Origin of the sequence: Duganella sp. CT11-25 (genome assembly GCF_047302815.1) — a bacterium.
In the GTDB taxonomy this organism is placed as follows: Bacteria; Pseudomonadota; Gammaproteobacteria; order Burkholderiales; family Burkholderiaceae_D; genus Rugamonas.
Genome location: NZ_JBKBFD010000001.1, coordinates 5,869,167 through 5,882,170, shown reverse-complemented (window position 1 = coordinate 5,882,170; position 13,004 = coordinate 5,869,167). Strand labels below are relative to the sequence as shown.

Annotated in this window: 6 protein-coding genes; 3 read left to right on the top strand and 3 right to left on the bottom strand. The window is 65.6% G+C overall.

The window, feature by feature from the left end:
• Positions 1 to 143 precede the first annotated feature (143 nt).
• Positions 144 to 2,789 carry a TonB-dependent receptor gene (locus ACEN9F_RS25390; RefSeq protein WP_413424532.1) on the top strand — a complete coding sequence of 882 codons (2,646 nt, stop codon included), beginning with the start codon at positions 144 to 146 and terminating at the stop codon, positions 2,787 to 2,789.
• Between the two features lie 97 nt (positions 2,790 to 2,886).
• Here ACEN9F_RS25390 and tldD read toward each other — a convergent pair whose 3' ends face one another.
• The 3 genes from tldD to ACEN9F_RS25375 are packed head-to-tail and all read right to left on the bottom strand — an operon-like array spanning position 2,887 to position 9,372.
• Positions 2,887 to 4,347, bottom strand: coding sequence for a metalloprotease TldD (gene tldD / locus ACEN9F_RS25385; RefSeq protein WP_413424530.1), 1,461 nt, complete (start codon positions 4,345 to 4,347; stop codon positions 2,887 to 2,889).
• Between the two features lie 24 nt (positions 4,348 to 4,371).
• Positions 4,372 to 5,172, bottom strand: coding sequence for a carbon-nitrogen hydrolase family protein (locus ACEN9F_RS25380; protein ID WP_413424528.1), 801 nt, complete (start codon positions 5,170 to 5,172; stop codon positions 4,372 to 4,374).
• Positions 5,173 to 5,187: 15 nt separating this feature from the next.
• On the bottom strand, positions 5,188 to 9,372 hold the full coding sequence (locus ACEN9F_RS25375) for a YhdP family protein (protein ID WP_413424526.1): 4,185 nt from the start codon (positions 9,370 to 9,372) through the stop codon (positions 5,188 to 5,190).
• 172 nt (positions 9,373 to 9,544) lie between these two features.
• Between ACEN9F_RS25375 and glnE the strand changes: the two genes are divergently transcribed.
• Together glnE and ACEN9F_RS25365 are read left to right on the top strand one after the other, a co-directional pair.
• Entirely contained in the window at positions 9,545 to 12,304 is a 2,760-nt protein-coding gene (gene glnE, locus ACEN9F_RS25370) for a bifunctional [glutamate--ammonia ligase]-adenylyl-L-tyrosine phosphorylase/[glutamate--ammonia-ligase] adenylyltransferase (protein WP_413424524.1), read from the top strand.
• A gap of 121 nt (positions 12,305 to 12,425) precedes the next feature.
• A complete protein-coding gene (locus tag ACEN9F_RS25365) occupies positions 12,426 to 12,887 on the top strand; it encodes a cache domain-containing protein (protein ID WP_413424522.1) in 462 nt (153 codons plus the stop codon).
• Positions 12,888 to 13,004 lie beyond the last annotated feature (117 nt).

Genomic DNA, 13,004 nt, shown 5'->3' with positions numbered 1-13,004 from the left:
GTTGGGAAACCGCACTCTTATATTTTGATCATTGTCGATCCCCCATAGCGAATGTTTTGATGGCCCACCTCGGATGTTCCAAGAGTACATGCGAGGACACACGATGAAAACCACCCATCCCAATATAAGCAGGAGTTACAAAAATGATGATTGAAAGAGCGCTCTCCCGGTCCTTGCGCGTGATGTTCGCCGGCGGCCTGGCGGTCGGCATGCATGCCGCCATGGCCCAGTCCGGCGGCGACGACGCCCCGATCCAGCGCGTGGAAGTCACCGGTTCCAGCATCAAGCGGCTGGCCTCGGAAACCGCGCTGCCGATCACCACGATCAAGGCCTCGGACTTTGAAAAGCAGGGCCTGACCACCGCCGCCGAAGTGATGAACACCATCTCGATGAACCAGAGCTCGACCGGCAGCAGCCAGTCGGTCGGTTCCGGCACCGGCGGCATCGCCACCGCCGACCTGCGCGGCCTGGGCAGCAACAAGACCCTGGTCCTGCTCAACGGCCGCCGCATCGCCAGCCACCCGTTCAACGGCTCGTCGGTCGACCTCAACGTCATTCCGCTGTCGGCGCTGGAACGGGTCGAAGTGCTGCGCGACGGCGCCTCGGCCATCTACGGCACCGACGCCATCGGCGGCGTGATCAACTTCATCACCAAGCGCTCGGTGACCGGCGCCACCGTCAGCGTCGAGCGCTTCCAGCCGCAGGCCAGCGGCGCCGGCGCCGAATCGCGGCTCAACCTGTCGGGCGGCCTGGGCGACCTGGACAAGGACGGCTACAACTTCTTCGGCGTGGTCGACCTGCACAAGCAGACCGCGCTGGCCGCCGCCGACCGCGACTTCGCCAGCACCAGCGTGCGTCCGGACAAGGGCATCAACAACAGCAGCGGCACCTCGCAGCCGGGCAACTTCTACTCCGACAACGGCATCACCGGCAACCCCTACTACGCCGGCGGCTGCGTCGGCAAAGGCCTGGTGGCCAACGCCGCCAACGGCACCTGCCGCACCGACACCATCACCTACATCCAGGCGATTCCGAAGACGCAGCAGGAATCCTTCCTGGGCAAGGCCAGCTTCAAGCTGAGCGAGGACAACGTCGCCACCATCGAATACCTGCACAGCCGCAGCACCAACACCAGCAGCATCGCGCCGTCGCCGCTGACCGGCCTGACGATGACCTCGGCCAGTCCCTACTACCCCGGCGGCAGCGCCGGCGTGCCGGCCGTGTCCGGCCTGACCGGCGAAGACCTGACCATCAACTGGCGCACCGTGGCCGCGGGCAACCGCATGGGCTACGACACCTCGATCTCCGACCGCCTGGTGCTGGCCTCGGAAGGCCTGGTGGCCGGCTGGGACTACAACGTCGGCCTGACCTACGGCATCAGCAAGGCCAGCAGCGCCTTCATCGGCGGCTACACCAACGACGCGCTGATGAAGGCCGGCGTGCTGAGCGGCATCCTCAATCCCTTCGGCCAGCAATCGGCCGAGGGCACGGCCTACATCGACGCCGCGCAGCTGCGCGGCGAATACCTGGCCGCCAAGATGACCAGCATCGGCGTGGACGCCAAGGTCAGCCGCGAGATCTGGCAATTGCCGGCGGGCGGCGTCGGCTTCGCGCTCGGCACCGAATTCCGTCACGACAAGGCCAGCTACGACGTCAACACCGCGCTGGCCTCGCAGGCGTCGAGCTCCGGCTACGCCGACGCGCAAGACCAGGCCGGCCAGCGCAACATCGCCGCGCTGTACTCCGAGGTGAGCGTGCCGCTGGCCAAGGACCTGGAACTGTCGGCGGCCGCGCGCTACGATCACTACAACGACGTCGGCGGCAGCTTCAACCCGAAGCTCGGCCTGCGCTGGCAACCGGTCAAGCAACTGATGCTGCGCACCTCGTACAACACCGGCTTCCGCGCGCCGACGCTGTACGACCTGCACGGTCCCGCGACGTCCACCTTCACCAGCAACTCGTATGACGATCCGGTGCTGTGCCCGGGCGGCGTGGCCGTCAGCGGCGCCAATCCCAACGTCGCCTGCAACCAGCAGCAATACATCCGCAGCGGCGGCAATCTCGACCTGAAGCCGGAGAAATCCAAGACCTTCGCGCTCGGCCTGGTGTTCGAGCCGAGCAGCGCGGTCAGCGTCTCGCTGGACTACTTCAACATCAAGATCCGCGACAAGATCGGCACCGTCTCGGAATCGACGATCTTTGAAAACTACGAAAAATACGCCAGCTACTTCGTATACTCGGCCGACGGCAAGACGCTGCAGTACGTCAACGCGGTACTGGACAACCTGGGCGAAGTGAAGACCTCGGGCATCGACGCCAGCCTGCGCTGGAAGCTGCCGCGCACCGCGGCGGGCGACTTCACGTTCCAGTTCGACGGCACCTGGGTGCACAGCTACAAGTACCAGAACGAAACGGGGGGCGAGTTTATTGAAAACGTCGGCGTGTATGGCGACTCGTCGCCGGTATTCCGCTGGAAGCACAACGCCGCGGTCAACTGGAAAAAAGGTGTGTGGAGCGCCAGCTTCGCCAACAAATACCTGAGCGGCTACGTGGACGAAAACGACGTCGCCGATGCGTACTACCACAAGGTGCGGGCGTACTCGACGTACTCGCTGTCGACCAGCTACGCGGGCTTCAAGAACACCGACCTGACGGTCGGCATCAAGAACCTGTTCGACAGCGCGCCGCCGTACACCAACCAGGGCACGACGTTCCAGAGCGGCTACGATCCACGCTACACGGATCCGCTGGGCCGCACCTTCTACGTCAAGGCCAGCTACAAGTTCTAAACCAACTCCGGGGTCAGGTCCAGAACGCGGACACAAACTCTGCTGTAGGTGCTTATAAAGCAGAGCCCGTGTCCGCGTTCTGGACCTGACCCCGGAGTTAGGCGGTGCCGCCGACGGTGACGCCGTCGAGGCGCAGCGTCGGCTGGCCGACGCCGACCGGCACGCTCTGGCCTTCCTTGCCGCAGACGCCGATGCCCGGGTCGAGGCGCATGTCGTTGCCGACCATCGAGACGCGGTTCAATACCTCGGGGCCGTTGCCGATCAGCGTGGCGCCCTTGACCGGATAGGTGACCTTGCCGTCTTCGATCATGTAGGCTTCGCTGGCCGAGAAGACGAACTTGCCGTTGGTGATGTCGACCTGGCCGCCGCCGAAATTGACCGCGTACAAACCATTCTTCACCGACGCCAAGATCTCCGCCGGGTCCTTGTCGCCGCCCAGCATGTAGGTGTTGGTCATGCGCGGCATCGGCAGGTGCGCGAACGATTCGCGCCGCGCGTTGCCCGTCACCGGCATCTTCATCAGGCGCGCGTTCATCGTGTCCTGGATGTAGCCCTTCAGGATGCCGTCTTCGATCAGCGTGGTGCACTGGGTCGGATTGCCTTCGTCGTCGATGTTGAGCGAGCCGCGGCGGTCGGCCAGCGTGCCGTCGTCCACCACCGTCACGCCCTTGGCGGCGACGCGCTCGCCGATGCGGCCCGAGAAGGTCGACGAGCCCTTGCGGTTGAAGTCGCCCTCCAGGCCGTGGCCGATCGCTTCGTGCAGCAGGATGCCCGGCCAGCCCGGTCCCAGCACCACCGTCATCGGCCCCGCCGGCGCCGGACGCGCGTCCAGATTGACCAGCGCCGAGCTGACCGCTTCGCTCGCATACTGCTCCAGCAGCGCGTCGCTGAAGTAGCCATAGTCGTAGCGCCCGCCGCCGCCCGACGAGCCGACTTCGCGGCGGCCGTTCTGCTCGACGATCACCGTCAGCGAGACCCGCACCAGCGGCCGGATGTCGGCCGCCAGCACGCCGTCGCTGCGCACCACCAGCACCACGTCGTATTCGCCGGCCAGGCTGGCCATGACCTGCACCACGCGCGGGTCCTTGGCGCGCGCCATCTTTTCGATGCGCTCCAGCAGCTTGACCTTGGCGGTCGCGTCCAGCGAGGCCAGCGGATCGTTGGGCAGGTACAGCGAGCGGCCGCCGGTGTGCGTCATCGCGCCGGCGACCTTGATCTTGCCGGCGCCGGCGCGCGCGATGGTGCGCGTCGCGGCGGCCGCGTCCAGCAGCGCCGCTTCCGAGATGTCGTCCGAATACGCGAACGCGGTCTTGTCGCCGGAGATGGCGCGCACGCCGACGCCCTGGTCGATCGAGAAGCTGCCGGTCTTGACGATGCCCTCTTCCAGGCTCCAGCCTTCGTTCTTGGTGAACTGGAAGTACAAGTCGGCGTAATCAACCTTGTGCGTGAACATCGTGCCCAGCGTCTTGAGCAGCTTGGCTTCGTCCAGCCCGAACGGCGTCAGCAGGATGTCGCGCGCCACGGCCAGGGTGGACAGGTTGGGTTCAAATGGTTTCATGATGATGTTTTCTATGGGGATGAGTTACATGGTGCGGTGCTTGAGCGCAGGCAGGCTCTGGCGCACGCCGTCCATGAACACCGGATCGATGTCGCCGTGCACCACGCCCTCGCCTTCGGCCAGCACGCTCTTGACCGTGCCCCACGGGTCGATCAGCATGCTGTGGCCCCAGGTGCGGCGGCCGTTCGGATGGATGCCGCCCTGCGCCGCCGCCAGCACGTAGCACTGGTTTTCGATGGCGCGCGCGCGCAGCAGGATTTCCCAGTGCGCCATGCCGGTGGTGTAGGTAAACGCGGCCGGCACCACGATCAGCGCGACCGGGCCCATGGCGCGGAACAGTTCCGGGAAGCGCAGGTCGTAGCAGACCGACATGCCGACCTTGCCGAACGGCGCTTCGATCACGCCGACGTTCTTGCCCGGCACGATGGTCTTCGATTCATTGTAGGACTCGGTGCCCTTGCTGAAGCCGAACAGGTGGATCTTGTCGTAGCGGCCCACGTGCTCGCCCCGGGCGTTGTACACCAGCGTGGTGTTGACGACTTTTTCCGGATCGTCGGAGGCCAGCGGCAGGGTGCCGCCGATCAGCCAGATCTCCAGCTCGCGCGCCAGCGCCGACATGAAGTCCTGGATCGGCCCCTGGCCCAGCGGCTCGGCCACGGCGACCTTGTCGGTGTCGCTGAGGCCCATGATGGCCCAGTATTCCGGCAGCAGCACCAGCTTGGCGCCGGTGCCGGCCGCTTCGGTGACCAGGCGGCGCGCGGTGGCGATGTTGTCCGTCACGGACGGCGAGGAAATCATTTGTACTGCGGCGACTGTGTTGTTCATGGCATTCCCGTTCAATTAATTCATGCCCTTGGGCCCGGCAGGCGGCTCGGCCTTGGCGGCGTCCAGCTTGGCGACCACCGGCGCCTTCCACGGCCCGGTCACCTGCATATGATAGGTCAGTGCCTTCATCACCGGCGCACTGAGGAACAGCTGGGCCAGGAAGCTGCCCAGCCCGATCACCGGGTTGACCGCCAGCGCATACACCAGCGGCGCCGTGCCGAGATTGACCTCCGGTATCACCACCACATGCAGGTTGGTGGTTTCGTTGGCGATGTCGGCGGTGCCGTCCATTAATACGGTCGCGGCCACGCCGTGCATTTTCAAGTTCTCGGTCTTGACGATGCCGCGGTTGATGGCGGCGTTGGCGGTGATGCCGTCGAACGCCAGGCCTTCCGAGAAGACGTCGTGGAAATCCAGCTTGAGCAAGCGCGGCAAGGCTTGCAGGCTGAGCACGCCAAGCAGCTTGGCCGCGCCCGGATCCTGCTTCAGGAACTGGCCTTTTTCCACGTTCATCTTGATGTCGCCCGACAGGCTGGGCAGGTCCAGCGAATACGGCAAGCCCTTCCAGGCGATGTCGCCGTTGAGCGTGCCCTTGCCGCCCTTGACCGTGCCGACGAAGCCGAAGCGCTCCAGCAGCTTGCCGGCGTCGGCGATGTCGAGGTTGAAGTTCAGGCTGGTGTCGTGCGCGCCATCCTTGCTGACCCACTTGCCTGTGCCCTTGAGCTCGCCGTCGGCATTGGCCAGCGACAGCTTGCTGACGCGCCATTCGCGGGCGTTGGCCAGCTGCACATTGTTGGCCTGCAGCTCCAGCCGGCCCAGCGGCTTGTTGAACAGTTCGAAACGGTCGACCACCACGTCCAGCGCCGGGATGGTGGTGGCCGCGCTCTTGCCGTCGAGCAGGTCGACGACGTCGTTCGACGCCGATTCCGGGATCACCAGCGACGACAGGCGCGCCGTCACCTTCCCCAGGCCCTGGCCGGTGGACGGCTCGCTCCACGTCAGGTAGCCGTTGGCCTGGCTGGAGTCGATGCTGGCCTGCCAGACCGACTTCTGGCGGGTGACGCCGACCACCACGTTTTCCAGCTTGCGGTCGCCGATCACCAGTTCGCTGGCGCGCGCGGCCAGGGCGTCCGGCAGCACGTACTGGCCGATGTCCACCGCGTCCGGCGACGCCGGCCCGCTCTCGCCCTTGCCGGCGACGGCGCTGCCGAAGTCCAGCCAGTTGTCGACGTTGAGCGCGCGCAGGCTGATGTTGAAGGCCATGCCGCTGTCCGGTTCCGGCGCCGGCGCGTTGACGCCGATGCCGCCGCGCACCAGCTTCCAGTGCGCCTTGCCGATTTTCTGGCGCTGGTAGCGCGCCGCGATATTGTTGCCGAGGCCGATGCGGATCTCGTCATGCAGCGCGCCGGCGGCGTCGGCGGCCAGGCCGCTGGTCAGCACGAAGCGCACCGGCATCGCATCGGCCGCCGCCTTCTGCACCGGGGCCGGCAGGTCGAGGCCGAGCCCGGCCAGGCTGGAGTCGACCGCCACCACCACCTGGTGGTCGCGCACCGTCACCGTGCCGTTGTAGCGCGTGGCGCCGGAGAAGTGATCGGCCAGGCGCTGCATGGCCGGCATCTGGTAGGTCTTGCGGAAACCGTCGGCGGTGACCATGCCGCCCAGCTTGACGACGATGGCGTTGTCCTTCTGCGTGCCGCCGGTGATCGATACCGGGCCGCCGAGGAAGCTGCCGGACAGCTGGTTCAGGTTGACGCCGCGCTCATTGAATTCGATCTTGCCCTGCGACGATTGCACCACCGGCAAATCGTTCATCAGCGTGATGTCGTTGTTTTGCAGTTGCAGCGTGCCCTGTACCTTGGCGTCGATGATGTGGGACAGCGGCAGCCGCAGGCTGAGCGCCAGCCTGGCGTTGCCGGTGGCCTGGGTTTCGTCGGTGAAGTGCGAGATCCATTCCAGCACCGGGCTGGCCGCCACGTACTTGAGGAATTCCTGCATCGGCGCGGCGGCGTTGCCGTCGATTTCCAGCATCGAGTCGTGGACGGTCAGGTCGGGGATCACCGCCTTGACGCCGGTCAGCGCGGCGCCGCCGGTGGTGGCGGTGTCGCCGCGGATTTCCATGCGGGCGCGCTCGAACACGAAGCTGCCCTTGATGTGCTCGGCCTGCGGCCACAGCGGCAGCGGCTTGCCGTCCTTGCCCAGTTCCTTGCCGTCGAGGTGGTAGTGGCCCGGCGAGTAATTCAACTTGCCTTCGGTCAGCTTGCCGGCCACGCGGAATTCGCCGTGCGCCTTGCCGGCGTCGTGGAAGGGGAAGTGCGCCAGGTCGCCGCGCAGGCGCACCGTGACGTCGCTGGCGACGCCGCCTTCCAGCGCGCCGGTCAGCCAGGCGGTCAGCTCGTGCGGGGTCTGCATCGGCAGGTAGCGGCCGATGCGGTTGACCTGGAAGCCGTTGAGCGTGCCGGTCAGGTCGGCCTTGCCCGGCCCCTTGCCGGCCAGCGGCATGCTGTGCGTGCCTTGCAGCGTGCCGCTCAGGCCCTCCTGCAGGAAGTCCATCGAATCGATCTGCAGCAGCAATTGATTGTTGGCCTCGAACGACCAGCGCGCCTTCAGGTTCAGGCGGTCGAACGGCATGGCCGGTTCGCTGAAGTAGTCCGGCATCTGCAGCACCAGCTGTTCCGAGGCCAGGTTGAAGCTGCCGCCCTTGTCGGTGGCGTCGATCGAGCCGGTCAGGTTGTCGAAGCCGGGTATCGCCGGCAGCGCCACGGTGGCCGGCGTCCTGGCGGTCTTGGGCTGCGCCGGGCGCGCCGGCTGCGGCTTCAGGCCCAGGCCGACCAGGTCGCCCTTGACGCGGTAGGATTGCAAGGCCGGGAAAGCGCCCTGCCATTCGGCGGAGAAATTGCGCAGCAGGCCGCTCGGCGCCATGTCGGCCAGCAGCGCGCGCTGGTGTTCCTTCAGCGGCAGGCGCTCGGCCAGCCCGGCCAGGGTGCGCAGGTCCAGCTGCGGCGCGCGGATCTCGAAGGTCTCGGGCTTGGCGCCGGCGGCGGCGACATAGCGTTCCGACAGCGAGGTCGGCGCCATCGTCAGGCCGTCGCGGGTGGTCAGCGTCAGGTTGCTCAGTTCGATGCTGTGGCCGCGCGCGCCGAAACCGGCCAGCGCGCCTTTCTTCTTCGGCGCCGCCACCGGGCTGACGTCTTCGCGGGCGGCGATGCGGCCGCTCAGCTGCTGCAAGTCCAGCAGCGGCAATTCCTTGCCCAGCACGGCGGAGACGTCGGCCAGGCCGACATCGGCGGTGAACCCGGTCAGGCGCGACTGGTCGAGGCCGACCCAGGCGCGCAGCGAGCCGCTGCCGCTGTTGAGCTCAAACGGATAGTCGACCCAGGGCTTCCATGCGGCCAGGTCGGTGCCGCGGATATCGGCGTAGACCTCGCCCTTCCACATCGACACGTTCGAGATGCGGCTGCCGAAGGCGGGATGGGTGAAGTCGGCGCGCAGGTCGAGCGGCGCGGCCAGCGCGGCAGGCGGCGTCGCCTTGATGGCGAACTGGTGGTGCAGCCACTGGTTGCGCAGCGCGACGTTGACGTTGTCCAGCGCCAGCGGCGCCGCCCCGCGCAGCTTGTCGGTCCATTGCAGCCGGCCTTCGCGGATGACGATCTCGCGCTGCAACAGCAGCCATTCCAGGCCCTTGCCGTCGCTCGGCTTGTTCAGGTCGATATACACGCCGGCCGCGTACAGCCGGCCGTCGGCCTCGCGCAGCACGTCGAGGTCGGGACGGGACAGCTCCAGCGTATGGAAACGGACGTCGGCCGCCACCACGCTCCACCACGACAGCGTGGCCGACACGCTCGGCAGGCTCAGCGCCTGGCGGCCCTGCTTGTCGTGCAGCACGACGTCGCCCAGGAACAGATTGGGACGGAAACCGTTCCAGGAGGCGTAGATGCGGGAAATGGTGACCGGGTTGCCGACCGCGCGGCTGGCGGCGCGCTCGATATCGCCCTTGTAGTGGTCGATGTTCGGCAGCACCGCGTAGCGCAGCGTCAAGAACAGGATGGTGAAGGCGAAATACAACAGCAGCAACAGCTTGACCGTGAAGCCCAGCACATGGTGGGTGGCCAGGTTGCAGATGCGATAGGCGGCACGAAGCCGGTGCCAGCGCGCGGCCAATGGCCCCTCGCCTGTCACGGTCTCCTCATCTTGTTTTTGCATCAATAAGCTAATAAATCAGGCCATGCGTCAAATAAATCGCTAAACTCGGTTTTCAAGCTGTTCTGCCTGCGGAGCAATTCTACCCCATAGGATGGTCCAAACAGCGCCGGAATGGCTCGATTGCGCCGGATTTACAAGCTTTACACGCCGTTACGAGGAAAACATACTACCCATGACCGCACCGTCCGTCCCCCCTTCCGCCTCGCGTTTTTACCAGCGCTGGCTGGCCGCCGCGCCCGACCGCGCCGCCAAGGCCGATGAATTGGCACAATTATCGCTTGCCCAGCTCGACCTGGCCGGCTATCTGGCAAAAGAATCGCGGGCAGTGCCGGATGGCGCTCCGCCGCTGCCGCTGGTGCGCTCCATGCGCCGGCTGCGCAACCTGCTGGTCTGCGGCCTGATACGGCGCGACCTGGCGGGCAAGGCCAACCTGGCCGAAGTGGTGGAAACCATGACCCGCTTCGCCGACTTCGCCATCCAGCGGCATATGGCCGAGCTGCACGCGGAAATGGTGGCGGCCCACGGCACCCCGGTCGGCCGCGATTCCGGCCAGCCGCAGGAGCTGATGGTGCTGGCCATGGGCAAGCAGGGCGGCGGCGAGCTGAACGTCTCGTCCGACATCGACCTGATCTTCGTCTATCCCGAGGATGGCGACACCGCCGCCGGCCCCGGACAGCGCAGCCTGTCCAACCATGAATTCTTCATCCGCCTGGGCAAGAAACTGATCGCCGCGCTGGCCGAGATCACCGAGGACGGCTACACCTTCCGGGTCGACATGGCGCTGCGGCCGAACGGCGGCTCCGGGCCGCTGGCCGCCAGCCTCAGCATGGTGGAGCAATATTTGATCGTCCAGGGACGCGAGTGGGAGCGCTACGCCTGGGTAAAGGCGCGCGCCGTCACCGGGCGCGCCGAGGATATCGCCGCGCTGGATGCGATTGTGCGGCCCTTCGTGTTCCGCCGCTACCTGGACTTTGGCGTGATTGACGCCATCCGCAATATGCATGCGCAAATCCGCGCCGAGGTCAACCGCCAGGAGCGGCTGCACCCGGACCGCAGCAACAACGTCAAGCTGGGGCGCGGCGGGATCCGCGAGATCGAGTTCCTGGCCCAGGTGTTCCAGCTGATCCGCGGCGGCCGCGACGCCGCCCTGCGCGACCGCTCGACCCGCACCACGCTGCGCATTATCGCCGAGAAAAACCTGCTAAGCCACGCCATCGTCTATCAACTGCTGGCTTCCTACACCTTCCTGCGCAACCTCGAGCACCGCCTGCAGTACCTCGACGACGCCCAGACCCACACCCTGCCGGCCAACGACGCCGACCGCCTGACGGTGGCGCGGATGATGGGCCTGGCCGACGTGCCGACGCTGCTGGCCCAGCTGGAAGCGCACCGCCAATTCGTCGCCGGCCAGTTCGATGAAATGTTTTCCGACAAGACCAACGGCGGCGAACACGACATCAATCCGCAATCCAGCAACGAATGCGCCGATCCGGACAACCGCGAAGCCATGGTGGCGCGCTTTGCCGCGCTCGGCTTCGACGACCCGGAAGGCGCGGCCAAGCGCCTGATCGCCACCTGGCAGGCGCCGCGCCTGCAGTCGCTGCCGGAGGCCAGCCGCAACCGCCTGCTGGGACTGGTCAACGCGGCGCTGCCGCTGATCATCCAGGCATCCAACGAATCGAGCGGCGGCAACCAGCAAGCCACGCTGGGCCGGCTGCTGGATTTCCTGGAAGCGATCGCGCGCCGTTCCGCCTACCTGTCGCTGCTGACCGAGTATCCGCACACGCTGGCGCGCGTGATCCGCATGGTGCACGCCAGCGGCTGGGCCGCGCAATTCCTCAGCCAGCACCCGATCCTGCTGGACGAGCTGCTGGACGACCGCGTCCGCAACGCCGTGTTTGACCCGGTGGCGCTGGCCGCCGACCTGGAACGGCAGCTGGGCGCGGCGCCCGGCGACACCGAGCGCCAGATGGACATCCTGCGCGAGATCCACCACGCCCAGCTGTTCCACCTGCTGGCGCAGGACCTGGCCGGCGACCTGACGGTGGAAAAGCTGGCCGACCACCTGTCGGCGCTGGCCGACACCATCGTCGCCGCCGCCATCACGGCGGTGTGGCGGACGGTGGCCACGCGCCACCGCGAGGTGCCGCAATTCGCCGTCATCGCGTACGGCAAGCTGGGCGGCAAGGAGCTGGGCTATGTGTCCGACCTCGACGTGATCTTCCTGTACGACGACGCCGACCAGGAGGCGCCGGCCCAGTACGCCAAGCTGGCGCAGCGCTTCATTACCTGGATGACATCGCACACCTCGGCCGGCATCCTGTTCGACATCGACACCGCGCTGCGCCCGGACGGCGCCAGCGGCATGCTGGTGTCGACCGTGTCGGCGTTCGAGAAATACCAGAGCAACTCGGCCTGGGTGTGGGAACACCAGGCGCTGACCCGCGCCCGCTTCTGCGCCGGCGACGCCGCCATCGGCCAGCGTTTCGAGCAGATCCGCGAGGCGGTGCTGCGCAAGGAACGCCCGGCCGACGGCCCGCTCAAGCAGGAAGTGCTGGCCATGCGCAAGCGCATGTATGACGCCAAGCCCAACCATACCGAGCTGTTCGACCTGAAACAGGATCCGGGCGGCATGATCGACATCGAGTTCATCGTCCAGTTCCTGGTCCTGCAGCACGCGGCGGCCTGGCCCCAGTTGACGGCCAACGCCGGCAATATCGCCCTGCTCAAGCTGTGCGGCGAGCTGGGCCTGATCGACGCCGGACTGGCCGCCCGCGTCGGCGACGCCTACCGCCAGTTGCGCAAACTGCAACACCAGCTGCGCCTGCAAGGCCAGGACCTGGCGCGCGTCGATCCGGCGCTGGTGGCCGCGCATGCGGCGCAAGTGTCGGCCTTATGGACCAGTATCTTCGGCGTTGACGTTGCTTCTTAACAACAGTGTATTTTTTGAATCTCTGTCTTTGGGAACAGCAGGAATCAAGTGCAGTACTATTGTTATCCATAATCAAAAGAGCGCACCGCGCCATCGTTATCCAACTTAACCAGGAGGTGATATGAAAGCATTATTCGGCGCCGCGGCTTTAAGCCTGAGCTTGTTTGCTATGTCGTCAACCGTATGGGCGGCGGATAAGGGCAGCAAGGAAGAAGCTGTCGCGATGGTCAAGAAAGCGGTCGCACTGATTAAATCCGATGGCAAGGAAAAAGCCTTTGCCGCCATTTCCGATCCGGCCAATACGACTTTCCATGATCGCGATTTATATATTTATGTCTACGATTTAAATGGCGTGGCAGTTGCTCATGGTAACAATCCTAAAATGGTGGGCAAGCCCTTAATCGGCCTCAAGGATAATGAAGGCAAGCCCATGATTAAAGAAATGGTGGACGTGGCGAAAACCAAGGGCAGCGGCTGGGTGGATTTTAAATGGCCCAATCCCGTGACCAAGGCGGTCGAATCCAAATCCGGCTATGTCGAAAAGATCGATGATCTGCTGGTGGGCTCGGGCATCTACAAATAAGCCAGGCTCCGCCCTCCAGGCCGGGATGCGTCCCGGCTTTTTTTCGTCCCTGCCCTTGGCGCATGCCAGAAATTAGCATGTAAATGCTAAAAAAAAGCGTGAACCGACGTGGAACTC

What these genes read in the sequence shown, in the direction of transcription:
- ACEN9F_RS25375 (WP_413424526.1), bottom strand. Translation starts at nt 9,372, where the DNA reads ATGCAAAAACAAGATGAGGAGACCGTGACAGGCGAGGGGCCATTGGCC.
- ACEN9F_RS25380 (WP_413424528.1), bottom strand. Translation starts at nt 5,172, where the DNA reads ATGAACAACACAGTCGCCGCAGTACAAATGATTTCCTCGCCGTCCGTG.
- glnE (WP_413424524.1), top strand. Translation starts at nt 9,545, where the DNA reads ATGACCGCACCGTCCGTCCCCCCTTCCGCCTCGCGTTTTTACCAGCGC.
- ACEN9F_RS25390 (WP_413424532.1), top strand. Translation starts at nt 144, where the DNA reads ATGATGATTGAAAGAGCGCTCTCCCGGTCCTTGCGCGTGATGTTCGCC.
- tldD (WP_413424530.1), bottom strand. Translation starts at nt 4,347, where the DNA reads ATGAAACCATTTGAACCCAACCTGTCCACCCTGGCCGTGGCGCGCGAC.
- ACEN9F_RS25365 (WP_413424522.1), top strand. Translation starts at nt 12,426, where the DNA reads ATGAAAGCATTATTCGGCGCCGCGGCTTTAAGCCTGAGCTTGTTTGCT.